This is a genomic window from Streptomyces sp. NPDC002787 (assembly GCF_053592095.1).
The window spans coordinates 104,277-127,965 of the sequence record NZ_JBSFVC010000016.1; the positions used below are offsets into that span (position 1 = coordinate 104,277).

Annotated in this window: 23 protein-coding genes; 18 read left to right on the top strand and 5 right to left on the bottom strand. The window is 71.1% G+C overall.

What is annotated here, in order from left to right; translation table 11 throughout:
• Positions 1-18 precede the first annotated feature (18 nt).
• Positions 19-1,359, bottom strand: coding sequence for a homogentisate 1,2-dioxygenase (hmgA, locus tag ACWD26_RS23200; protein ID WP_451272941.1), 1,341 nt, complete (start codon positions 1,357-1,359; stop codon positions 19-21).
• Positions 1,360-1,697: 338 nt separating this feature from the next.
• Here hmgA and ACWD26_RS23205 point away from each other — a divergent pair, with 338 nt between their 5' ends.
• The 10 genes from ACWD26_RS23205 to ACWD26_RS23250 all read left to right on the top strand — a co-directional run bounded on the left by ACWD26_RS23205 (position 1,698) and on the right by ACWD26_RS23250 (position 14,236).
• Positions 1,698-2,315 (top strand): TetR family transcriptional regulator, encoded by a 618-nt coding sequence (locus tag ACWD26_RS23205; RefSeq protein ID WP_451272943.1) that lies wholly within the window; start codon positions 1,698-1,700, stop codon positions 2,313-2,315.
• A gap of 158 nt (positions 2,316-2,473) precedes the next feature.
• Positions 2,474-4,729, top strand: a complete 2,256-nt coding sequence (locus ACWD26_RS23210; RefSeq protein WP_451272945.1) for a molybdopterin oxidoreductase family protein — start codon at positions 2,474-2,476, stop codon at positions 4,727-4,729.
• A 121-nt stretch (positions 4,730-4,850) separates the two neighbouring features.
• The gene (locus ACWD26_RS23215; protein ID WP_451272947.1) at positions 4,851-6,320 is read left to right on the top strand and encodes a CitMHS family transporter; all 1,470 of its coding nucleotides are present in this window, start codon (positions 4,851-4,853) and stop codon (positions 6,318-6,320) included.
• 78 nt (positions 6,321-6,398) lie between these two features.
• On the top strand, positions 6,399-7,649 hold the full coding sequence (locus ACWD26_RS23220) for an MFS transporter (RefSeq protein WP_451272949.1): 1,251 nt from the start codon (positions 6,399-6,401) through the stop codon (positions 7,647-7,649).
• A gap of 100 nt (positions 7,650-7,749) precedes the next feature.
• The gene (locus ACWD26_RS23225) at positions 7,750-8,367 is read left to right on the top strand and encodes a hypothetical protein (RefSeq protein WP_451272951.1); all 618 of its coding nucleotides are present in this window, start codon (positions 7,750-7,752) and stop codon (positions 8,365-8,367) included.
• Positions 8,354-9,454: a class F sortase gene (locus tag ACWD26_RS23230; protein WP_451272953.1), complete on the top strand. Its 1,101-nt coding sequence runs from the start codon at positions 8,354-8,356 to the stop codon at positions 9,452-9,454. The genes ACWD26_RS23225 and ACWD26_RS23230 overlap by 14 nt, the downstream gene beginning before the upstream one ends.
• A gap of 121 nt (positions 9,455-9,575) precedes the next feature.
• A complete protein-coding gene (locus ACWD26_RS23235) occupies positions 9,576-10,064 on the top strand; it encodes a DUF3574 domain-containing protein (RefSeq protein WP_451272955.1) in 489 nt (162 codons plus the stop codon).
• A 163-nt stretch (positions 10,065-10,227) separates the two neighbouring features.
• Entirely contained in the window at positions 10,228-11,616 is a 1,389-nt protein-coding gene (locus ACWD26_RS23240) for an aldehyde dehydrogenase family protein (protein WP_451272957.1), read from the top strand.
• Positions 11,617-11,662: 46 nt separating this feature from the next.
• Complete coding sequence (locus ACWD26_RS23245) at positions 11,663-12,748, top strand: Zn-dependent alcohol dehydrogenase (protein WP_451272959.1); 1,086 nt, start codon at positions 11,663-11,665, stop codon at positions 12,746-12,748.
• Positions 12,749-12,916: 168 nt separating this feature from the next.
• Positions 12,917-14,236: an MFS transporter gene (locus ACWD26_RS23250; protein ID WP_451272961.1), complete on the top strand. Its 1,320-nt coding sequence runs from the start codon at positions 12,917-12,919 to the stop codon at positions 14,234-14,236.
• A gap of 137 nt (positions 14,237-14,373) precedes the next feature.
• Here ACWD26_RS23250 and ACWD26_RS23255 read toward each other — a convergent pair whose 3' ends face one another.
• On the bottom strand, positions 14,374-15,012 hold the full coding sequence (locus ACWD26_RS23255; protein WP_451272963.1) for a TetR/AcrR family transcriptional regulator: 639 nt from the start codon (positions 15,010-15,012) through the stop codon (positions 14,374-14,376).
• A gap of 82 nt (positions 15,013-15,094) precedes the next feature.
• Here ACWD26_RS23255 and ACWD26_RS23260 point away from each other — a divergent pair, with 82 nt between their 5' ends.
• The 5 genes from ACWD26_RS23260 (at position 15,095) to ACWD26_RS23280 (ending at position 18,963) form a co-directional block, all read left to right on the top strand.
• Complete coding sequence (locus tag ACWD26_RS23260; RefSeq protein ID WP_451272965.1) at positions 15,095-16,246, top strand: acyl-CoA dehydrogenase family protein; 1,152 nt, start codon at positions 15,095-15,097, stop codon at positions 16,244-16,246.
• Between the two features lie 79 nt (positions 16,247-16,325).
• A complete protein-coding gene (locus ACWD26_RS23265; RefSeq protein ID WP_451272967.1) occupies positions 16,326-16,613 on the top strand; it encodes a YiaA/YiaB family inner membrane protein in 288 nt (95 codons plus the stop codon).
• A 113-nt stretch (positions 16,614-16,726) separates the two neighbouring features.
• Positions 16,727-17,353: a TetR/AcrR family transcriptional regulator gene (locus ACWD26_RS23270; RefSeq protein WP_451272969.1), complete on the top strand. Its 627-nt coding sequence runs from the start codon at positions 16,727-16,729 to the stop codon at positions 17,351-17,353.
• A gap of 204 nt (positions 17,354-17,557) precedes the next feature.
• Positions 17,558-18,262, top strand: a complete 705-nt coding sequence (locus tag ACWD26_RS23275; protein ID WP_451272971.1) for a glycoside hydrolase family 11 protein — start codon at positions 17,558-17,560, stop codon at positions 18,260-18,262.
• Entirely contained in the window at positions 18,259-18,963 is a 705-nt protein-coding gene (locus tag ACWD26_RS23280) for a polysaccharide deacetylase family protein (protein ID WP_451272973.1), read from the top strand. The genes ACWD26_RS23275 and ACWD26_RS23280 overlap by 4 nt, the downstream gene beginning before the upstream one ends.
• A 105-nt stretch (positions 18,964-19,068) precedes the next feature.
• Here the strand turns inward: ACWD26_RS23280 and ACWD26_RS23285 are convergent, their stop codons facing one another.
• Positions 19,069-19,530 carry a MaoC family dehydratase gene (locus tag ACWD26_RS23285; protein WP_451272975.1) on the bottom strand — a complete coding sequence of 154 codons (462 nt, stop codon included), beginning with the start codon at positions 19,528-19,530 and terminating at the stop codon, positions 19,069-19,071.
• Between the two features lie 154 nt (positions 19,531-19,684).
• On the opposite strand from ACWD26_RS23285, the gene soxR reads away from it, so the two are divergent.
• Positions 19,685-20,191, top strand: coding sequence for a redox-sensitive transcriptional activator SoxR (gene soxR, locus ACWD26_RS23290; RefSeq protein WP_451272977.1), 507 nt, complete (start codon positions 19,685-19,687; stop codon positions 20,189-20,191).
• A 62-nt stretch (positions 20,192-20,253) separates the two neighbouring features.
• Here the strand turns inward: soxR and ACWD26_RS23295 are convergent, their stop codons facing one another.
• The gene (locus tag ACWD26_RS23295) at positions 20,254-21,330 is read right to left on the bottom strand and encodes an RNA ligase (ATP) (RefSeq protein ID WP_451272979.1); all 1,077 of its coding nucleotides are present in this window, start codon (positions 21,328-21,330) and stop codon (positions 20,254-20,256) included.
• Between the two features lie 165 nt (positions 21,331-21,495).
• Between ACWD26_RS23295 and ACWD26_RS23300 the strand changes: the two genes are divergently transcribed.
• Both ACWD26_RS23300 and ACWD26_RS23305 read left to right on the top strand, forming a co-directional pair.
• Positions 21,496-22,200 carry a hypothetical protein gene (locus ACWD26_RS23300; protein WP_451272981.1) on the top strand — a complete coding sequence of 235 codons (705 nt, stop codon included), beginning with the start codon at positions 21,496-21,498 and terminating at the stop codon, positions 22,198-22,200.
• 121 nt (positions 22,201-22,321) lie between these two features.
• Positions 22,322-22,843, top strand: a complete 522-nt coding sequence (locus tag ACWD26_RS23305; RefSeq protein WP_451272983.1) for a hypothetical protein — start codon at positions 22,322-22,324, stop codon at positions 22,841-22,843.
• Positions 22,844-22,935: 92 nt separating this feature from the next.
• On the opposite strand, the gene ACWD26_RS23310 is transcribed toward ACWD26_RS23305, so the two are convergent.
• The gene (locus ACWD26_RS23310) at positions 22,936-23,538 is read right to left on the bottom strand and encodes a hypothetical protein (protein ID WP_451272985.1); all 603 of its coding nucleotides are present in this window, start codon (positions 23,536-23,538) and stop codon (positions 22,936-22,938) included.
• Positions 23,539-23,689: the final 151 nt, after the last annotated feature.

Genomic DNA, 23,689 nt, shown 5'->3' on the forward strand with positions numbered 1-23,689 from the left:
GTACCCGGCACGGCGCGTTCAGTGCAACGGGACGAAGTGGCGGCGCAGCCCGGACCACACGTCGTCGTATCCCCGCTGCAGATGCTCCGCCCGGGCCGCCCGCGCGGTCGTGAGGATCGGCCAGCGCGTCTCGAACATGAAGGCCAGCCCGTCGTCGACCCGCTGCGGCCGCAACTCCGCATCACTCGCCCTGTCGAAGGTCTCCCGGTCCGGACCGTGCGCCGACATCATGTTGTGCAGCGAGCCGCCCCCGGGCACGAAGCCCTCCGCCTTCGCGTCGTACGCCCCCTCGATCAGGCCCATGTACTCGCTCATCACGTTCCGGTGGAAGTACGGCGGCCGGAACGTGTCCTCGCCCACCAGCCAGCGCGGCGCGAAGACCACGAAGTCCACCCCGGCAAGCCCGGGGGTGTCCGACGGCGATGTCAGCACCGTGAAGATCGACGGGTCCGGGTGGTCGTACGAGATCGTCCCGATGACGTTGAAACGGCGCAGGTCGTAGACGTACGGCGTGTGGTTGCCGTGCCAGGCGACCACGTCGAGGGGGGAATGGTCGTAGGTGGCCGTCCAGAGGTTGCCGCAGAACTTGTTCAGTACCTCCACCGAGCCCTCGACGTCCTCGTACGCGGCCACCGGCGCCCGGAAGTCACGCGGGTTGGCGAGGCCGTTGGCGCCGATGGGCCCCAGGTCGGGGAGGCGGAAGGGGGCGCCGTAGTTCTCGCAGACGTAGCCGCGGGCGGTCGGGCTCTGCCCGGCCTCGGACGCGGCGTCCAGGAGGTCGACGCGGAAGCGGACGCCCCGGGGGATCAGGGCGACCTCGCCGGGCTCCGCGCGCAGCAGGCCGAACTCCGTGCGCAGGAGGAGGCCGCCGCGCTCCGGGACGATCAGCAGCTCGCCGTCCGCGTCGCTGAACACACGCCGCATCGACGAATTGGCGTGATACAGGTGCACCGCCATGCCCGTCCGCTGGGCCGCGTCGCCGTTGCCGCCGAGCGTCCAAAGGCCATCGACGAAGTCGGTGCCTGCCGGGGGATCGGGGAGCGGGTTCCAGCGGAGGCGGTTGGGGTCGGGGACCGTCTCGGTGAAGGGGGCCGTGGCCAGGGTGCCGTTGTCCGTGCGCGTGAAGGCGGGGTGGGCGGCCGACGGGCGGATCCGGTAGAGCCAGGAGCGGCGGTTGTGGGCCCTCGGTTCGGTGAACGCCGTGCCGCTGAGCTGCTCCGCGTACAGGCCGAGCGGGGCGCGCTGCGGCGAGTTGCGGCCCTGCGGCAACGCGCCCGGGACCGCCTCCGAGGCGTGCTCGTTGCCGAATCCGGAGAGGTACTCCAGCCCCTCGGCCGTCTTCCTCGCGTCCCCGCTCATGCCCGCTCCCTCGCGATCCTGATTCCTATGCTTCACCGTAGGATTCGGTCGGCGCGGGCGCAAGGGGACAGGTCGACGACCGGAACGGGACAGGACGACAACCGGAACGGGACAGGACGCCAACCGGACGTCGGCAGGCCGTCGACAGATCGGGTGCATCGGGCGGAGCGGGAGAACCGGACCGGGAGGGGATCCGTCTTGTCAGTGCGGTGCTCTACTCTCCCGACAGGCTGTGGACGTGCGGATGTGCGCCGTTCGTCCGTCCACGGCTGAGCGGGAGCGGCGGTACCGCCCGTACTGATATTCGGAAGCTCATCGGACCTCGGCGGAAAGGCATCATGAAGCCCGTGTCCCAGGCGACCTCCTTGCGCCGCGCACCCGTGCAGCGGCGCAGTGCCGAACGACTGACCAGGATCCTCGACGCCTGCGCCGACCTCCTCGACGAGGTGGGCTACGACGCGCTGAGCACCCGCGCGGTCGCGCTGCGCGCGGGTGTGCCCATCGGCTCCGTCTACCGCTTCTTCGGCAACAAGCGCGCGATGGCCGACGCGCTCGCCGAACGCAACCTGGACCGTTTCACCGACCGCGTCACCCGCCGCCTGGAGGCGACGGGCGGACGGGACTGGCGCACCGCGATGGACGCCGTCCTCGACGAGTACCTCGACATGAAGCGCAACGCCCCCGGCTTCGCCCTCATCGACTTCGGCAACCAGATCCCCGTCGGCGGCAGCCGCCAGGAACCCAACCACCGTGTCGCCGACCGACTGTCGGAACTGCTCTCGGCGTTCATCGACCGTACCCCCGACGAGGATCTGCGCCGTACGTTCCTCATCGCCGTCGAGACCGCCGACACCCTCGTCCATCTCGCCTTCCGGGTCTCCCCGGACGGTGACGAGCGGATCATCCAGGAGATGCGGGAACTGCTCCGGGCCTATCTGGCACGCGTGCTGGACTGACGCCGGAGCCGCCGGTCCCCGCGATTTCCCGACTTGACCCCCGGCGGGGCCTCCCCGCGGTGCATACCGGTCGGTATGCTCGGCCCCGGTGCCGCGTGCCGTGACGCACGCGGCCCAGTCCGAGCGTCACCGTCGCCGCCGCCCCTCCGGGAGGACCCGTGTCCACCACCACCGACTCCCGCACCGCCCTGCGCGTCTGCCCGCTCTGCGAGGCGACCTGCGGGCTCACCCTCACCATCGAGGGGACCCGGGTGACCGGGGCCCGCGGCGACCGGGACGATGTGTTCAGCAAGGGGTTCATCTGCCCGAAGGGCGCCTCGTTCGGGGCGGCCGACGGGGACCCCGACCGGCTGCGCACCCCACTGGTCCGCAAGGACGGGGAGCTCCGGGAGGCCACCTGGGAGGAGGCCTTCGACGCCGTCGCCGCCGGCCTCGGGCCCGTCGTCGAGGCGCACGGACCGCACGCCGTCGGTGTCGTCCTCGGCAACCCGAACGTCCACACCATGGCCGGCGCCCTCTACCCGCCCGTCCTCCTCGCCGGCCTCGGCACCCGCAGCCTGTTCACCGCCTCCACCGTCGACCAGATGCCCAAGCACGTCTCCAGCGGACTGCTCTACGGCGACGCCCACGCCATCCCCGTGCCCGACCTCGACCGCACCGACCACCTTCTGCTCCTCGGCGCCAACCCCCTGGAGTCCAACGGCAGTCTGTGCACCGCCCCCGACTTCCCCGGCAAGCTCAAGGCCCTCAAGGCACGCGGCGGCACCCTCACGGTCGTCGACCCGCGCCTGACCCGTACGGCCAAGCTCGCCGACCGGCACGTGGCGATCCGCCCCGGCACGGACGCGCTGCTGCTCGCGGCGATGGCGTACGTCCTCTTCGAGGAGGACCTCGTCGACCTCGGGAACCTCGCCCCACATGTGCGGGGCGTCGAGGAACTGGCCGCCACCGTAAGGGACTTCACGCCCGAGGGAGTCGCCGACGCCTGTGACGTGGACGCCGACACGATCCGTGGGATGGCCCGCGAGCTGGCCGCCGCGCCCACCGCCGCCGTCTACGGCCGCATCGGCAGCTGCACCGTCCCGCACGGCACCCTCGCCAGCTGGCTGGTCGATGTGCTCAACATCCTCACCGGCAACCTCGACCGGCCCGGCGGCGCCCTCTTCCCGCAGTCGGCGACCGACAAGACGCCCCGGCCCGCCGGGCCCGGCCGCGGCTTCGCGCTCGGCCGGTGGCACAGCCGGGTCAGCGGCCACCCCGAGGCCAAGGGCGAACTGCCGCTGTCCGCGCTCGCCGAGGAGATCGACACCGCCACTCCCGAGGGCAGCCCGATCCGTGCCCTCATCACCGTCGCCGCCAACCCCGTGCTCTCCGCACCGGACGGCGACCGCCTCGACAAGGCGCTCGACTCGCTGGACTTCATGGTCAGCGTCGACCCCTACCTGGGCGAGACCGCCCGCCACGCCGACGTCGTCCTGCCGCCGCCCCCGCCCTCCCAGGCCCCGCACTTCGACTTCGCGTTCAACGCCTTCGCCGTGCACAACCAGGTCCGCTACAACCGCGCCGCCGTCCCCCTGGAGGACGGGCGCATGTCCGAGACGGAGATCCTCGCACGGCTGACCCTCGCCGCCACCGGCATGCACGGCGCCGACCCGTCCGCCGTGGACGACCTGGTCATCGGCCAGACCCTGGGCAAGGCCGTGAAGGAGCCCCACTCACCCGTCCACGGCCGCGACCCGAAGGAACTCGCCGCCCAACTCCTCGGCGACACCGGCCCCGAGCGCCGGCTCGACATGATGCTGCGCCTCGGCCCGTACGGCGACGGATTCGGCGCCGATCAGGACGGGCTGACTCTGGAGAAGCTCCTCGCCCACCCGCACGGCATCGACCTCGGGCCGCTGAAGCCGCGTCTGCCCCAGCCGCTGAAGACGGTCAGCGGCAGGATCGAACTGCTGCCGGGGCCGATCGTCGACGATCTGCCGAGGCTGCGCGCCGCCCTGCGGGAGCGCCCGGACGGCCTCGTCCTCATCGGCCGCCGGCATCTGCGGTCCAACAACAGCTGGCTGCACAACATCCCCGCTCTCACCGGCGGCACCAACCGTTGCACCCTGCACCTCCACCCCGACGACGCCGAACGCCTCGGCATCGCCGACGGGGACGCCGTACGGATCAAGGGCGCCGGGGGAGAGGTCACCGCCCCCGCCGAGGTCACCGACGTCGTACGACGCGGTGTCGTGAGCCTTCCGCACGGCTGGGGACACGACCGTCCCGGCACCCGGATGAGCCATGCCGCGATCGACCCGGGGGTGAACGTCAACCAGCTCCTCGACGGCTCCCTGCTCGACCCGCTGTCCGGCAACGCGGTCCTCAATGGCATATCCGTGGAGCTGTCCCGAGCAGGCGCAACGCTGTGACCTGGAGTTCTGCGCTTATTGCTCGCATGTCAACGTCTTGTTAACGCTTGTGGAGCCGCCCTAACGTCGTCGCACCGCCGGTGCCCTGGTGGGAGTTCAAGGGCGAACGTTAGGTATCCACATGTTGACCATCCTCGGCTTCGCCATGATCGCGACCTTCCTGGTCCTGATCATGATGAAGAAGATGTCGCCGATCGCGGCGCTCGTGCTGATCCCGGCACTCTTCTGCGTGTTCGTCGGAAAGGGAGCCCATCTCGGCGACTACGTCATCGAGGGGGTGGGCAACCTCGCGCCCACCGCCGCGATGCTGATGTTCGCCATCGTCTACTTCGGCCTCATGATCGACGTCGGTCTCTTCGACCCGATCGTCCGGGGCATCCTGAAGTTCTGCAAGGCCGACCCGCTGCGCATCGTCGTCGGCACGGCCCTGCTCGCCGCGATCGTCTCGCTGGACGGTGACGGTTCGACCACCTTCATGATCACCGTCTCGGCGATGTATCCGCTGTACAAGCGCCTGAAGATGAGCCTGGTCGTCATGACCGGTGTCGCCGCCACCGCCAACGGCGTGATGAACACGCTGCCCTGGGGCGGTCCGACCGCCCGCGCCGCCACCGCGCTCAAGCTCGACGCCGGCGACATCTTCGTCCCGATGATCCCCGCGCTCCTCGTCGGCCTGCTCTTCGTCTTCATCCTCGCCTACGGCCTCGGCCTGCGGGAGCGCAAGCGCCTCGGTGTGCTGAGCCTCGACGAGGTGCTGGAGCAGGAGAAGATCGTCAAGGACGAGGAGAAGTCGGAGACCGAGGAGACCGTCCTCGTCGGCGCGGGCGCCTCGTCCGCCTCCGCCGCCGGCTCCGGTGACGACAAGGCCCGTACGACGAAGACCACCGGCGGCGCGGGATCCGGCACCGACGCCGAGGACCCGGCGGACGACGACGCGGACGACGTCCGTCTCCAGGGCCTGGACCCCAACCGCCCGACGCTGCGCCCCAAGCTGTACTGGTTCAACGCGCTGCTCACGGTCGCGCTGCTCACCGCCATGATCATGGAACTGCTGCCGATCCCGGTGCTGTTCATCCTCGGTGCCGCGCTCGCCCTGACGGTGAACTTCCCGAACATCCCCGACCAGAAGGCCCGGTTGGCCGCCCACGCCGACAACGTCCTCAACGTCTCCGGCATGGTCTTCGCCGCCGCCGTCTTCACCGGCGTCCTCCAGGGCACCGGCATGGTCGACTCGATGGCCAAGTGGATCGTCGACGGCATCCCCTCCGGCATGGGCCCGCACATGGCCCTCGTCACCGGCTTCCTGAGCCTGCCGCTCACCTACTTCATGTCCAACGACGGTTTCTACTTCGGTGTCCTGCCGGTCCTCGCCGAGGCGGGCGCCGCGCACGGGGTCTCGCCGCTGGAGATCGCCCGCGCCTCCCTCGTCGGTCAGCCGCTGCACATGTCGAGCCCGCTCGTGCCGGCCGTGTACGTGCTGGTGGGTATGGCGAAGGTCGAGTTCGGCGACCACACCAAGTTCGTGGTGAAGTGGGCGGCCGCGACCTCGCTGATCATCCTCGCGGCGGGCGTACTGTTCGGCATCATCTGAACCGTGGAGCCCGACTCCCCCGCCCCGGAGCGAAGTTCGCTCGCACCGGCGTGAACTTCCTCAAGGAGGACCCGCATCGTGAGGCCCGGTAGGAACCGCGGCTGGCTGCTCCGCCTCGTCATCGCCTTCAGCTTCGCGCAGGGGGCGGTGTCGATGGCACGGCCCGCCGTGTCCTACCGGGCCCTCGCGTTGGGCGCCGACGAGCGGGCGGTCGGCGTGATCGCGGGGGTCTACGCCCTGCTCCCGCTGTTCGCCGCCGTCCCGCTCGGCCGCCGAACCGACCAGGGCCGATGCGCGCCCCTGCTGCCCGTGGGCGTCGTCCTCATAGCGGGCGGCTGTGTGCTGAGCGGCCTCGCGAACTCCCTGGTGGCGATGGCCCTGTGGAGCGGTGTGATGGGCCTCGGCCACCTCTCCTTCGTGATCGGCGCCCAGTCCCTGGTCGCCCGCCAGTCCGCCCCGCACGAACACGACCGCAACTTCGGCCACTTCACCATCGGCGCCTCCCTCGGCCAACTGGTCGGCCCGATCGCCGCGGGCGCCCTGATCGGCGGCCCGGACATGGCCCGTACGAGCGCCCTGGCGCTGGTGGTCGCGGGCGCGGGCGCGGCGGTCGCGTTCACCTCGCTGTGGCGGATAGAGCGGCCGGTTGAGCCCAAGTCCCGTACGGCGCAGGGCAAGCGGGTGCCCGTACACCGCATACTCCGCACCAGGGGAGTGCCGGGAGGCATCTTCATCAGCCTCGCCGTGCTGTCGGCGACCGACATCCTCACCGCGTATCTGCCGGTGGTCGGCGAGCACCGGGGCATCGCTCCCTCGGTGATCGGTCTCCTGCTGAGCCTGCGCGCGGCGGCCACCATCGCGTGCCGTCTGGTGATGACGCCCATGCTGCGGCTGCTCGGCCGGACCGCACTGCTCACCGTCACCTGTGCGCTGGGCGCCGTGCTGTGCGCCGGGATCGCGCTGCCCGTGCCGGTGTGGGCGCTGGCCCTGATCCTCGCCGCCCTCGGGTTCTGCCTCGGGGCCGGGCAGCCGCTGTCCATGACGACGGTGGTGCAGGCCGCGCCGGCCGACGCCCGTTCCACCGCCCTCGCGCTGAGGCTCACGGGAAACCGGCTGGGGCAGGCCGGGGCACCGGCCGCCGCGGGACTGATCGCCGGTGTCGCGGGCGTGGCCGCGCCGTTCGTGATGCTCGGCGTCCTGCTGCTGGTGTCGTCGGGCATCGCCCTGCGCTCGCCGGCGCAGCCGGGGCGGGGGAGCGGCGAGCCGGAGAAGACGCAGGGCGAGAGTCCGCAGCCCGGGGTCTCCCTGGGCCGTAAGGGGGATATCTGACGGGGCGTCGGGCGCGGCTCCCCCCGGACCCGGTGTGATGTGACAGAGAGTCAGGCGAAAGAGCGATTTGTGTGAAAATCGTCTGACTCGGAGGTTCTGCATGTCCACCTCGTCCCGCCCGCGCCCCGCCGGAGTGCGCGCGAGTGCCGCCGCCGTCCTCGCGGCACTCACCGTCACGGGAGCCAGCCTGATCACGGCACCGGCCGCCGTCGCCGCCCCGGGCGACCCCGACGTCGTGATCCACAAGGTGGGCTTCCCGTTCGACAACCAGCTCAACCAGCCGCTGGTCTGCGACTTCTACCTCGCCGCCTTCAACTTCCCCACACCCGACACGCCGCCGGGGCGCATCAGCTGGACGATCGACAGGCAGCCCCCTTCACGGGCCACCGACCCGATCGCCTCCGGTGAGATCACGCTCGAGGAGAACGGCAGCGGGCACAGTACGCCCGTGGCGCCCGAGAACGCGGCGCGGCTTCCCAACGGGGACTATGTGCTGACCTGGAGGACGGTCGGGGCGCCGCTGGACGAAGGGACCCGGACCCTCAACGTCAACTGCCCGCTCGCCGGTCCCGAAGGCGCTGTCCCGGCCGGCGGCGGCGGTCTCGCCCTCACCCAGGACTTCTCGCCGGTCGCCGGCGCGGCCGCCGTGGGCCTCGTCGCGGTCGGGGGAGTGACCTACCTGCGGCTGCGCCGGCGTCGCGCCGATGGCGCGGCGTAGACGCCGGCCGAGGCCCTGGTACCGGACGCGCGCCTACCGCCTGACGCGGACGGTCGTGATGACCGTGGCCCTGGTGGTGGGCGGCGTCCATCTGGCGGAGGACGACGAGCGGACCGATTCCGCCGAGGCCGGCTCCGCCTGGGCCGACGCCGGGTCGCGTGGTGCGGGGGCACCACGCGACCCGGCGGCCCAGTACTTCTCACCGCCGTCTCCCGAGGCACCCTCCCGTACCGCCGCCCCGACGACGACACCTGCCGAACCGGCCACCCCTGCCGAGCGGACGGAACGGACGGAGCCGAGTGAGCGGATGGAGCCGAGGCGGTGGACGGACCCGAGCGAGTGGCCGGGGCGGACCGGCTGGGCGAGCCCGACGCCCGCCCGGCCGACGCGGTCCACACCTTTCGGCCCCACGGCACTGGATCCCACCGACCTCACGGCGCCGAACCCCACCGGCCCCACGGCACCGGACGTCACCGGCCCCACGAGGCCGGTGCCCGCCGAGCCCACGCGACCCACGCCCACGTCTCCCGCCAGGTCGACGCCCGCCGACCCCGTGAGACCCGCGCCCACCAGGCCGATCGAGCCGAAGCGGCCCGCCGGGCCCCGTACGCTCCCGTCCTCCCCGGCGAAGACCGTCACCGTCCCGTACCTCGGTATCAAGGCCCCGGTGATGGAACTCCACCTCGACAGCCGGCGGCGGCTGCCCGCGCCCCCGGACGACAAGCCCAAGACGGTCGGCTGGTACGCGGAGGGGCCCGCGCCCGGGGGGCCCGGCACCGCGGTCGTCGTCGGTCACCGGGACACCCGGACCGGTCCCGCCGTCTTCGCCGCGCTGGGGATGATCAAGCCCGGCCGCACCGTGGAGGTCCGGCGGGCCGACGGACGCATCGCCGTCTACACGGTGGACGCCGTGAAGACGTACGAGAAGGACCGCTTCCCCGACAAGGAGGTGTACGGCCACCGCAATCGGCCCGAGCTGCGTCTGATCACCTGCGGCGGGGTGTACGACCGGCGGAAGGGCTACGCCAGCAACGTCGTCGTCTTCGCCCACCTCACCGCGACCCGGGAACCCGCGCGCAAGCCGTGAACCGGCGCGCTGAGGCGCGTGCCCCGGGCGCCGGGGAGCCGTAAGGGCGTACGGACGCACACACGGCCCGGCCCCGGCGCGGCCGACGGCCCGGAGGCGCTGACCCCGTTACAGGTGGGGCATGACCTCGCGCTTCGACTCCACCCGTACCCGGGCCCCAGTGGCCGCCGCCGTCTGTCTGCTGGCCGTCGGCGCCCCGACCGCGTACGCGGCGTTCACCGAGGACGCCTCCCCTGGTGAGGCCGGTACCACCGGTTCCGTGGCCGCCCCGGCCCGCGGGACGCCGTACGTCGAGACCCGGCTCTTCTTCGGCACCGAGCGGCCCGACGGTGGTCCGGCCGTCACCGACGAGCAGTTCACGGACTTCGTCGACCGGGAGGTCACGCCGGGCTTCCCGGACGGGCTGACCGTGCAGGAGGGGCACGGGCAGTGGCGGGACGCGAGCGGGACCATCGAGAAGGAACGGTCGTACGAGCTGATCCTGCTGTATCCGGTGTCGGCTGCCACCGCGAGCGACCGGAAGATCGAGGAGATCCGGGCCGATTACCGCAAGGAGTTCGCCCAGGAGGCGGTGGCCCGGGTCGACGACGGCACGCGGGTCGACTTCTGAGGCCGGTGACGAGTCCGGCGGCGAGTCATGTGGTGCGTCCTGTGACGAGCCATGTGACGCGTCCTGTGACGAGTCCTGGCTCACTGCCCGATGCTCTGGTGCCGGAAAACTATCAGGGCTAGTTTTTGGGGCGGACGACACGGCCCGCCCGGGAGGCAGCACGATGAAGGCACACGACGGCATGTACATCGGCGGTACCTGGCGGCCCGCCGCCGGGACCGACACCATCGAGGTCGTGAACCCGGCCGACGAGCAGGTGATCGGCCGGGTCCCCGCGGGCACCGCCGAGGACGTCGACGCCGCCGTACGCGCCGCCCGCGCCGCCCTCCCCGGCTGGGCCGCGACCCCGCCCGCCGAGCGGGGCGCGATCATCGGCGCGCTGCGTGACGCGCTCGCCGCGCGCCGCGAGGAGATCGCCGAGACGGTGACGGCGGAACTCGGCTCGCCGCTGCCGTTCTCCCGGAGGGTGCACGCGGACCTGCCGGTCGCGGTCGCCGGCTCGTACGCCGAACTGGCCGCGAAGCACGCCTTCGAGGAGAAGGTCGGCAACTCGACCATCCACCACGAGCCCATCGGTGTCGTCGGGGCGATCACCCCCTGGAACTACCCGCTCCACCAGATCGTCGCCAAGGTGGCCCCCGCCCTCGCCGCGGGCTGCACGGTCGTGCTGAAGCCCGCCGAGGACACTCCGCTGACCGCGCAGCTCTTCGCGGAGGCCGTGCACGAGGCGGGCGTACCCGCAGGGGTGTTCAACCTGGTCACCGGACTCGGCCCGGTCGCGGGGCAGGCCCTCGCCGAGCACGACGGCGTCGACCTGGTCTCCTTCACCGGTTCCACGGCGGTGGGCCGGCGCATCGCCGCGACCGCCGGCGCCGCCGTCAAGAAGGTCGCCCTGGAACTCGGCGGCAAGTCGGCCAACGTGATCCTCCCGAGCGCCGACCTGGCCAAGGCGGTCGGCGTCGGTGTCGCGAACGTCATGTCCAACTCGGGCCAGACGTGCAGCGCCTGGACCCGCATGCTCGTCCACACCTCCCAGTACGACGAGGCCGTCGAGCTGGCCGCCGAGGCCGCCGCGCAGTACGGCGACCGCATCGGCCCGCTCGTCAACGCCAAGCAGCGGGAGCGGGTGCGGGGTTACATCGAGAAGGGCGTGGCGGAGGGCGCCCGCCTGATCGCCGGTGGCCCCGAATCCCCGCGTGAGCAGGGCTACTTCGTCAGCCCCACCGTCTTCGCCGACGTGACTCCGGAGATGACCATCGCCCAGGAGGAGATCTTCGGTCCGGTCCTGTCGATCCTCCGCTACGAGGACGAGGACGACGCCCTGCGGATCGCCAACGGCACGGTCTACGGACTGGCCGGCGCCGTCTGGGCCGGCGACGACACCGAGGCCGTCGCCTTCGCCCGCCGCATGGACACCGGCCAGGTCGACATCAACGGCGGCCGCTTCAACCCGCTGGCCCCGTTCGGCGGTTACAAGCAGTCGGGCGTGGGCCGCGAACTCGGCGCGCACGGTCTGACCGAGTACCTGCAGACCAAGTCCCTTCAGTTCTGACCGTTGCCAGGCGAGTCGTAGTCGTAGCCTCAGTAGGAGAGTCCCCATGGCCGTTCGCGCTGCCGTACTGCCCGCCGTCGGTGCTGCGTTGGAGATCACCGAGATCGAGCTGCCGGACCCCGGGCCCGGCCAGGTCCGGGTGCGGCTCGCCGCCACCGGCGTCTGCCACTCCGACCTGTCGCTGTCCGACGGCACGATGCTGGTGCCGGTGCCCGCCGTGCTCGGCCACGAGGGCGCGGGGACGGTCCTCGCGGTCGGCGACGGGGTCACCCATGTCTCGCCCGGTGACGGTGTCGTCCTCAACTGGGCGCCTTCCTGTGGCAGTTGTCACGCCTGCTCGCTCGGCGAGGTGTGGCTGTGCGCGAACGCGCTGCTCGGCACCGGGAACGTGTACGCCCGGCGCGCCTGCGACGGCGTCGACCTCCACCCCGGTCTGAACGTGGCCGCGTTCGCGGAGGAGACGGTCGTGGCCGCCGGCTGTGTGCTCCCCGCCCCGGACGGCGTCCCGCTCGCCGACGCGGCCCTGCTCGGCTGCGCCGTCCTCACCGGCTACGGCGCGGTCCACCACTCGGCGCGGGTCCGGGAGGGCGAGACCGTCGCCGTGTTCGGGGCGGGCGGGGTCGGGCTGGCCGCGCTGCAGGCGGCGCGGATCGCGGGGGCGTCGCGGATCGTCGCCGTGGACGTCTCCCCGGCGAAGGATGAGCCGGCCCGTGCGGCGGGGGCCACCGAGTACGTCGTCGCCTCCGAGAACACCGCCCGCGAGATCCGGGCCCTGACCGGCAAGCAGGGCGTGGACGTCGCCGTGGAGTGTGTCGGCCGCGCGGTCACCATCCGGGCGGCCTGGGAGTCGACCCGGCGCGGCGGCCGCACCACGGTCGTCGGCATCGGCGGCAAGGACCAGCAGGTCACCTTCAACGCGCTGGAACTCTTCCACTGGGGCCGCACCCTCTCCGGCTGCGTCTACGGCAACTCCGACCCGGCCCGCGACGTCCCGGTCCTCGCGGACCACATCCGTGGGGGGCGCCTGGACCTCGGTGTCCTGGTGACCGACCGCATCTCCCTGGACGGCATCCCGGCGGCCTTCGACAACATGCGCGCGGGCAAGGGCGGCCGGGCACTGGTGACGTTCTGATTCGGTGCGGGTGATCCGTGGTCGCTCGCGCGGTTCTCACGCACCCGCAGCCGAAGAACCCGCCCCGCCCCACCTCCACGCGAACTCATCGTGCACGACCGTTGACCTACATACCGTCCGGTCAGTACGTTCCCGGGAACGTCCCCGCACCCACCGGAGTGTGCACGTATGGACACCGCTCCCGCTCCCGTCACCACCGCCCGCCCCCCGAGCCACCGCAAGGTCGCCACCGCCGCGGCGCTCGCCTCGGCCGTGGAGTGGTACGACTACTTCGTCTTCGGCATAGCCGCGGCCCTCGTCCTGGGCGACCTCTACTTCCCGGCGGGCAGCCCCTCCGCCGGGGTCCTCGCGGCGTTCGCCACCTTCGCCGTGGGCTTCCTCGCCCGTCCCGTCGGCGGAGTCGTCGCCGGTCACCTCGGCGACAAACGCGGCCGCAAGCCCATGCTGGTCCTCGCCCTCACCCTGATGGGCCTGGCCACCACCGGCATCGGTCTCCTCCCCACGTACCAGACGATCGGGATCGCCGCTCCGATCCTGCTCGTCCTCCTCCGTGTCGCCCAGGGCGTCGCAGTCGGCGCCCAGTGGGGCGGCGCGATGCTGCTGGCCACCGAGTACGCCCCCGAGGGCAAGCGCGGGGTGTACGGCAGCTTCGTCCAACTCGGCGTCCCCATCGGTGTGGTGAGCGCCAACACGATGTTCCTCGTCGTGGGCGCCGCCACCAGCGACTCGGCCTTCTCCGCCTGGGGCTGGCGCGTGCCCTTCCTGGTCGGCCTGTTCGTGCTCGGCCTCGCCTGGTACATCCACCGCCATGTCGAGGAGACCCCCGAATTCCGGGCGGCTGAACGGGCGTTGGCGGAGAAGGAGAAGGGCGAGAAGAGCTCCCCGCTCAGGACGATCCTGCGCGGTCATCTCGGCACGGTCTTCCTGGCCGGCGGCTCCTTCGCCGTGAACACCGCGACCTTCTACATCCTCATCACCGGTGTCCTCGACTACACCACCCGCGAACTCGACATGAAGCGCGGCGCGGTCCTCGCGGTCTCCCTCTGCGTCAGCCTCACCCAGCTGATCCTCATCCCCGCCGCCGCGGCCCTCTCCGACCGCGTCGGCCGCATCCGGATCTACGCGTTCGGCGCGGCCGGCATCGCCCTGTGGGCCGTCCCGCTGTTCCTGCTCATCGACACCGGCTCCCTGCTGTGGCTCGCCGTCGGCACGTTCGTCGCCAGCTGCTTCCTCAGCATCATGTACGGGCCCCAAGCCGCCCTCTTCGCCGAGCTGTTCACCCCCGAGATGCGGTACACGGGCGCGTCCCTCGGCTACCAGATCGCGGCGGTCCTCGGCGGCGGCCTCGCCCCGTTCCTGATGGTCCTCCTCCTGGAGGCCACCGGCACGTCCCTGTCGGTGTCCGCCTACATCATCGGCCTCTCGGTGATCGCCCTCGTGTCGATCAAGATCCTCGCGGGGAGGGCGAGTTCACGGGCGGAGGGTTAGCTCCTCTCCGGCCCCAGCCCCAGCCCTCGCGCGGGCGGCCCTGGGCGCGGTTCCGGAACCTCGTCCGGGGCCGCGCTCCGGCGCCGGGCACCGCCTCCTGGGCGCGTTCGTGGCTGGTCGCGTGGTTCCGCGCGCCCCTATCGGGGCCCGACCTGCGCGTACTGCTGCTCCAACCCGTCCAGCAACGCCCTCAATCCCACCTCGAACGCCCGCTCGTCCACCTTCTCCTGCTGGTCCGCCAGCAGATGGGCCTGCCCGAGATGCGGATAGTCGGCCGGGTCGTACGCGCTCTCGTCGTCCACGAACCCCCCGGCGAACGAGCCGATCGCGGACCCCATGATGAAGTACCGCATCAACGCCCCGATGGACGTGGCCTGCGCGGCGGGCCACCCCGCCTCGACCATGGCGCCGAACACCACGTCGGCCACCCGGAGCCCCGCCGGCCGCCGCCCGGGCCCCCGCGCGAGGATCGGCACGATGTTGGGGTGGTCGCGCAGGGCGGCCCGATACGAGACGGCCCAGTCGTGCAGCGCGGTCCGCCAGTGCCGTCCGTCCTCGAACATCGACAGGTCGACCCGCTCGCTCACCGAGTCGGCGACGGCCTCCAGGATCTGGTCCATGGTCCGGAAGTGGTTGTAGAGGGAGGGCCCGCTCACCCCCAGCTCGGCCGCGAGCCGCCGCGTCGAGAGGGCCGCGAGCCCCTCCGCGTCCACCAACTCCCGTGCCGTCTCCACGATGCGGTCGGTGCTCAACAGGGGCTTGCGCGGTCGGGCCATGGCGCACATAGTAGGGCTGCGGAGATAAAACTAGCAGTGGTAATTTAAGGTTTAAAGAGACAGGGTCGAAGGGCGAGGTGGCATGAACCTGGAGCTCAGCGAGGAGCAGACCGCCGTACGCCGGCTCGCGCGGGACTTCGTGGAGCGCGAGATCGCCCCGCACGTCATCGCCTGGGACCGCGCCGAGAACGTCGACCGGTCCGTCGTAAAGAAGCTCGGCGAGGTCGGCTTCCTGGGGCTCACCGTCGACGAGGAGTACGGCGGCTCCGGCGGCGACCACCTCGCGTACTGCCTGGTCACCGAGGAGCTCGGCCGGGGAGACTCCTCCGTGCGCGGCATCGTCTCCGTCTCCCTCGGCCTGGTCGCGAAGACGATCGCGGCCTGGGGCGACGAGGAGCACAAGCGCCGCTGGCTGCCGGGGCTCACGGCGGGGGAGTACGTCGGCTGCTTCGGCCTCACCGAACCCGGCACCGGCTCCGACGCGGGCAACCTCGCCACCCGCGCGGTCCGCGACGGTGACGACTACGTCATCGACGGCACCAAGATGTTCATCACGAACGGCACCTGGGCCGATGTCGTCCTCCTCTTCGCCTGCTCCACCGACGCCCCCGGCCACCAGGGCATCTCGGCCTTCCTCGTCCCCACCGACACCCCCGGCCTGACCCGCCGCACGATCCACGGCAAGCTCGGCCTGCGCGGCCAGGCCACCGCCGAACTGGTCCTGGAGGGCGTCCGTGTCCCCGCCTCCGCCCTGCTCGGCCCGGAGGGCAAGGGCTTCACCGTCGCCATGTCCGCGCTCGCCAAGGGCCGGATGTCGGTCGCGGCCGGCTGCGTGGGCATCGCCCAGGCCGCGCTGGACGCGGCGGTCCGGTACGCCACCGAGCGCGAGCAGTTCGGCAGAACCATCGCCCATCACCAGCTCGTCCAGGAGCTCATCAGCGACATCGCGGTCGACGTCGACGCCGCGCGGCTGCTCACCTGGCGCGTCGCCGACCTCGTCGACCGGGGACAGCCCTTCGCCACCGAGGCGAGCAAGGCCAAGCTCTTCGCCTCCGAGGCCGCCGTCCGCGCCGCGAACAACGCCCTCCAGGTCTTCGGCGGCTACGGCTACATCGACGAGTACCCGGCCGGCAAACTCCTGCGCGACGCCCGCGTGATGACCCTCTACGAGGGCACCAGCCAGATCCAGAAACTGCTCATCGGGCGCGCGCTGACCGGCGTGTCGGCGTTCTGAGTACACCGGGCCCGCCCCGGCGCGGATCTGAGTATCCGAACGGATGTGGTCCCGGCCACATCTGCCGAACCATGTCCCCATGAGTGAGACACCGGTCAAGCAGCAGAGCACGGCGGCCTTCTACGGCCAGGCCGTCGCCTCCTTCATCGTCGCCATGGCAGCCACCACCGTCGGCATCTACAACCTGGACGCCAATGTCTGGGTCCGTTCCTTCCTGGCCATCGCTGTCCTCTACCTGGTGACGTCGTCCTTCACCCTCGCCAAAGTGATCCGCGACCGCCAGGAGGCCGGGCAGATCGTCAGCCGGGTCGACCAGGCCAGGCTGGAGAAGCTCCTCGCGGAGCACGACCCCTTCGAGAAGCTCTGACAGCCCCGGCCCCGCACGGAGCTGGGCCGCACAGCCCTGAGCGGGGCTTCTAAGCGCTCGCTCACCTTTCGGCGGTATGGTGGTGCCCAGCCATCGGAAGGGGCGAACGAGCGATGAGTACGGCGGAGGAGACGGCCGGCGGCGAACCGCAGCCGTGGGGCGAGGTCAACCCGGACGCGGCCCGGCGGCTGCTGGTGGCCGCCGTGGAGGCCTTCGCCGAGCGCGGCTATCACGCCACGACGACCCGTGACATCGCGAGCCGCGCGGGCATGAGCCCCGCCGCGCTGTACATCCACTACAAGACCAAGGAAGAGCTGCTCCACCGGATCAGCCGCATCGGCCACGAGAAGGCGCTCGACGTGCTGCGCACGGCGGCCGAGGGTGAGGGCACCCCGGCCGACCGCCTCGCCGAGGCCGTACGCTCCTTCGTCCGCTGGCACGCCGGGCAGCACACCGTCGCCCGCGTAGTCCAGTACGAGCTCGACGCCCTCGGCCCCGACGCCCGCGCCGAGATCGTCACCCTCCGCCGCCAGAACGACGCGGCCGTGCGCGGCATCATCGAGGACGGCGTCGCCACCGGCGACTTCGACGTCCCCGACGTCCGCGGCACCACCATCGCCATCCTCTCCCTCTGCATCGACGTGGCCCGCTGGTTCAACGTCAACGGCCCCCGCACCCCCGACGAGGTCGGAGCCCTCTACGCGGACCTCGTGCTGCGCATGGTGAACGCGAAGAAGTGACCGTGGCGATCGGCTCCTTCTTCGAAACATTCGAGGATCGGGGTCCGGCCCCTGATCCTCCTGCCGGAGCCCTTGACGGGTTATCGCTGGTGTAGCTCGCGAATGTTTCGGGATCAATGCCGAAACCATTGACAGTTGACAGGAGCAGGCCAACACTCCCGGGTGACAGGGCGAACCCCACGAGCCCGAGGAGGCAGCGCGCGTATGAACGACGCACCCGCATCCGCACCCATCCCCACCCCACCTCCGAGCCGCAGGCTCTTCATGACCGGTCTGTGCGCGACCGGGCTGGCCGCCGCCACCGCGGTGGCCCTGCCCGGCACCGCCCACGCGGACACGGTCGTCACCACCAACCGGACCGGCACCGACAACGGCTTCTACTACTCGTTCTGGACCGACGCCCCCGGCACGGTCTCCATGACCCTGTCCTCCGGCGGCAGTTACCGGACCTCCTGGAGCAACACCGGGAACTTCGTCGCGGGCAAGGGCTGGAGCAACGGCTCCCGCAGGACCGTGAGGTACTCGGGCTCGTTCAATCCGTCCGGCAACGCCTACCTGACCCTCTACGGCTGGACCGCCAGTCCGCTCATCGAGTACTACATCGTCGACAACTGGGGCACCTACCGGCCCACGGGAACGCACAAGGGCACGGTCACCAGCGACGGCGGCACGTACGACATCTACAAGACGACCCGGTACAACGCCCCGTCCGTCGAGGGCACCCGTACCTTCGACCAGTACTGGAGCGTCCGCCAGTCGAAGCGGACGGGCGGCAGCATCACCACCGGCAACCACTTCGACGCCTGGGCCCGTGCCGGCATGCCCCTCGGCAGCTTCCGGTACTACATGATCATGGCCACGGAGGGCTACCGGAGCAGCGGCAACTCCTCCATCACGGTGGCCCCGTGAGCACCGGACCGAGCCGCCGCTTCCGTCGCCTGGGAAAGCGGTTGGCCGTCGTCGCGACGGCATTGGCCAGTGTCGTCCCTCTCGCGCTCACGGCCGCCGCTGCCGCCCCGGCGCGGGCCGCCGCCTGCACCGGCTATGTCGGGCTGACGTTCGACGACGGCCCGTCCGGCAACACGTCGGCCCTGCTCAACGCGCTCCGGCAGAACGGGCTCCGGGCCACCATGTTCAACCAGGGCCAGTACGCCGCCGCCAACCCCTCCCTGGTCCGGGCGCAGGTCGCCGCCGGCATGTGGGTGGCCAACCACAGCTACACCCACCCGCACCTGACCCGGCTGAGCCAGGCGCAGATCGACTCGGAGATCGCCCGGACCCAGCAGGCCATAGCGGGCGCGGGCGGCGGCACACCGAAGCTCTTCCGTCCCCCGTACGGCGAGACCAACGCGACGGTGCGGGCGGTCGCGGCCAGGTACGGACTGACCCAGATCATCTGGGACGTCGACTCGCGGGACTGGAACGGCGCCGGCAGCGACGCGATCGTGCAGGCCGCCGCCCGGCTCACAGGCGGCCAGATCATGCTCATGCACGACTGGTCCGCCAACACGCTCGCCGCGATCCCGCGCATCGCCCAGGCGCTGGCCGCCCGTGGTCTGTGCTCCGGGATGATCTCACCGCAGACCGGCCGAGCCGTGGCTCCCGCGTGAGCGGTCCCGGCGGGCCCGTGTGAGCGGTCCCGGCGGGGGTGGCGGCAACGGACAGATCACGCGCCGCCCCCTTCGCCGGGACTCGGGACCAGGGCCCGCCGGGTCTCAGAAGTAGTACCGGGACACCGACTCCGCCACGCACACCGGCTTGTCCCCGCCCTCGCGTTCCACGACGACCGCGGCCGTGACCTGCACGCCGCCGCCGGCCTCCGTGACCTCCTGGAGGGTCGCCGTGGCGCGCACCCGGGAACCGACCGGCACCGGCGCGGGGAAACGGACCTTGTTGGTGCCGTAGTTGACGCCCATCTTGACGTTGTCGACCTTGAGGACCTGGGGGACCAGGAGAGGCAGCAGCGACAGGGTCAGATAGCCGTGGGCGATGGTCGTGCCGAACGGGCCGGCCGCGGCCTTCTCGGGGTCGACGTGGATCCACTGATGGTCGCCGGTCGCCTCGGCGAACAGGTCGATCCGCTTCTGGTCGACCTCCAGCCAGTCGCTGTGGCTCAGCTGCTCGCCCACCGCCGCCTTGAGTTCCTCGGCGGACGTGAAGATCCTCGGCTCTGCCATGTCCCGGCCTCCCGCATCCCGGATGCCTGTCGCATCCGTGTCAACCATGTCCAGCATGTCGATTCCACAGGTCTAAGCAACTGCTTAGCATGGTCGGCCGCGCGGCCCCTGTCAACGGACCGCGACGTCACCGGGTGTGGGTAGGCTCGGAGGGGTGCCCCAGATCCCCGAGAAGATCCACGAGTTGACCGTCGGCCAGCTGTCGGCCCGTAGCGGCGCAGCCGTCTCCGCCCTGCACTTCTACGAGTCCAAGGGGCTGATCAGCAGCCGCCGCACCACGGGCAACCAACGCCGCTACAGCCGTGACACCCTGCGTCGCGTCGCCTTCGTCCGGGCCGCGCAGCGCGTCGGCATCCCGCTCGCCACGATCCGCGAGGCGCTCGCCGAGCTGCCCGAGGAGCGGACGCCCACCCGCGAGGACTGGGCGCATCTCTCCGAGGTCTGGCGGTCCGAACTGGACGAACGGATCAAACAGCTCAACCGGCTGCGCGACCACCTCACCGACTGCATCGGCTGCGGCTGTCTGTCCCTGGCCACCTGTGTGCTCTCCAACCCCGACGACGTCTTCGGTGAACGGCAGAGCGGCTCCCGCCTCATGGTCGAGCGCCGGCAGCCGTCCGGGCAGGCGGTGGAACAGGAGGAGCCCGGAAGCTGCCGCTGAGCGGCGGCTCCCGGGCTCCGGGCCCCACGGGTCCCCCGAAGATCCCGTGGGGAGCCTGGGTCTCACTCGTACTCGGTGCCGCCCTTGCGGGTCAGATACGCCGGGCTGATCGCCTTGGCGATGGCCCGCCCGCCGGTCACCGGGCTGTACCGCTCGACGGCCGGGCGGATCACGACCCCCTCGCGCAGATGCAGATCGCGCCCCGAGACCGTTTCCCGGCCGGTGGCCACCTCCAGGACCCGCTCGACGGCGTACGGGCCCTCGTACAGCCGCGGCACCAGCGGCAGTTCGCCGTCGAGCAGCTCGCACAGCTCCGCGGTGTCCAGCCGGCGCACCTGGCCGTCGACCTCGACGGAGACGTCGAACACGGCGTAACCGAGCGTGTCGCGACGGCCGTCGGCACCGTACGTCAGGTCCTGCACCCCGGCGCCGTACACCTCGCCGAAGATCCCGACCCGGCGCGCCCCGAGCCGCTCGGCGAGCCTCGACGCGGCCTCGGGGACCCCGTGGCCGCGGACGGCACGCCAGTACAGGTTGCGCGGGTCCTCCTTCAGCGCGAGGGACTTCGCACCGAAGCCCTTCGAGGACACCTGGACGCGGCCGTCCTCGGCGAAGTACGTCATCAGGCAGGCCGTTCCGTGCAGCTTCTCCGTCAGGACGACCGGCTCGCCGGGTGTGAAGATGTCGGGGTAGCGCTGGATGTTCTCGATGTCGCCCCAGGGCAGCAGATCCGGCGCCGACTCGACCTCGCCGCTCATCGTCGGCGGGATCGGAGGCACCCACTTCACGATGCCGAGCCGTTCGGCGAAGTCCGTGCCGTCCGTGACGGCGGCCGTCAGGTCCACGTCCGCGAGCGCCCGCGGGCGGCAGACGATGCCCTGCGACAGCTCACCTCGCAGCCGTACCGCCTTCACCCGGTCCGACTTGCCGCCCGCCAGCCGTCCGGTCAGCCCCAGCTCCTCGATCAGGGCGGCCGGGAGCACCGACTGCTCCGGGATGTAGACGGCGGTGTCACCGGTGCGGTACGCGCCCTTGGCGACGACGGCTCGGTACAGGCCCACCTGGGCCAGTTCGAGCGCGTCGGCGTTCGGGTGTTCGTGGATCGTCAGCACTTCGGCGGTGACGCGCAGCGTCGACATCGGGCACTCCTCGGGTGCTCAGTTCGGTTTCATCGCCCCCCACTGTCCGTACGGGAAAGGGGTGGAGCGAACATATTTGCGGCTGGTAGAGTCGCGATCTTCGGCCGGTGGACGGACAGACGGAACACCACCCGGTACGGAGTCCTGACGGGACGCACCCTCTTGTTGTCACCCGCCCTCGAGGCAGCCCTCGCCGACATCGACACGGTCTTCGACGGCTTCACGAGCCCCCACGAGACCGGTTGTGGCCGTTGCCACATGCCGGAGGAGACCGCGTACCTGCGCACGCCGTCCGTGCCCGTTCCGCTCGACGTACTGACGATGTACGTCTTCGAGGTGTCCAACCACTTCGCCGACCACGCCGCCGCCATGCGTCGTCTGCTGCCCCCGTGGGCGCGTGCGGTCGCGGACGGCACGATGGAGCCGCTCGGCTGGAAGGAGCACGGGCTGAGCCAGGTGGGCTGGCGCTCGTGGCCGGCCGAGCAGGCCGCGGCCGTCGAGCGTTTCCTGTACGCCTGGTGGGATGACGTCCTGGTGGCGCCCGAGCCGCCGCGGCCGGTCAACGAGGTCTTCGAGGTCTGCGCGGCGATTCTCGGGACGGTCGTGCCGCTGCTGGACCGGTGGCTGCCGGGGTCTGTGGCCGACGCGCATCTGAGGTACTGCGCCGACATGTGGATCGACGACCTGCTCCGCGACGAACTGCCCTTCTACTGGAGCAGTACCGCCTTCGAGGCCGTGGCCGTGTCCGAACTCCAGGCATGGCTGCTCCAGGAGGCCCCGGCCCGGATCGAGCCCCACGACCACGGTCTCGCCGCGCGCACCGGGTTGCTCGTCCTGCCCGAGGCGGAGCGGTGGGACCACCTGTGGTGAACCTGTGAATCAGCGCCCCCGGCGAGTCTCGTTCCCCCGCGCGACCGCTCCCACCGACACTGTGTCATGAACACGGAGGGGGCATCGCGGCGCGCCCTCCGGCAAGGGGAGGGAGACGTCGATGAGCGTCGTCGTATGTTCGCTGAAGTGGGAGAAGGCACACTCGGGCGTCCAGAGGATCGCCTACGACTCGGACGGCTACCACCTGGTGCGCTTCCCGTACGAGAAGACCGAGGAGTCCTACGACCCCTGGAAGATGCACGACCCGGCGAACGGCGGCGACACGGCGTCGAAGTTCCCCGATCCGCGCTCCGGACTGATCTGGCCCAGCCACGACGGCTGGGGTGTGCTGTCCGCGATGGTGTTCTGGGAGGCGGACCCCAGGACGCTGGAGTACCGGGTCCGCTTCGTGCGGGATCCCCTGAACATGACCAAGAAGAAGTACGACTCGACGGGCACCACGGACAGCGCGCCCACACGGGGCGGTCAGTTCCGCACCTACGTCTGGCAGATGTTCGTGCACCAGGGCATGCCCCTGGGCCTGAAGGTGTCCGCGCGTGGGTCGGGGGACACCAAGCGGGCCACGACGCTCACCCTCGCCGAGTTCAAGCTCGCCATCCACACGGACGTCAAGAAGCCGTAGCCGTAGAGGTGCACGCGGACGTCGGGCTGGACATCCCACTCCGGTCGTGCACATACACGGGGGTGCGGCATCCCCGGCGCACCCCCGCCGCGCTAGGCCGAGACCAGCAGCCGTCCGCGCCTGGACTCCGCCAGGGCCTCGGGTGTGAGTACCGGTCGCGGCACCACGATTCCGCACTCCGTGCAGACCGGGCCCGAGGACGGTTCATGGGCCAGGTCGTACATGTAGACGAGGCGCTCGCCCTCGCACACCGGGCAGGTCGAGCCCGGTTCGCGCTCCAGCGCGGCGATGAGCCGGCGCAGCACCTCCGCCAGGGGTTCCCGGGGATGGACCTTCGGATCGTCGCACCAGGCGACTCCGAACCCGCCCCAGGTCAGCCGGTGCCAGTCGTCGACACTGCCCGGCCTGCGCAGCCCGTCGTGCTTCTCCTTCTTGCGGCGCTGCGCGAACTGCACCTCGTAGTCGAGCCAGACGGAACGGGCCTCCTCCAACTCCTCCAGTGCGGCCACGAGCCGCGCTGGGTCAGGGTTGCGGTCCTCGGGACCGAACCCGGCCCGGGAGCACAAGTGGTCCCAGGTCGCCCGATGCCCGTAGGGGGCGAACCTCTCAAGGCACTTGCGCAGCGAATAACGCCGCAGTGCCAGGTCGCACCTGGGATCTCGCACCTGTCTTGCCAGACTCCGGAAACCGGCCATCGCCCTGCACCTCCGTCACACCTGCACCTGTACTTCGGTCACTTCGGCGTCGTCGTCGGGACGTCGCCGAATAGACGTATCGACACGCGATTCGGCTCCATCCGATTTCCGATGACCTCCATAAGTCGTCTGCTGAGCCGTTCACGGACCG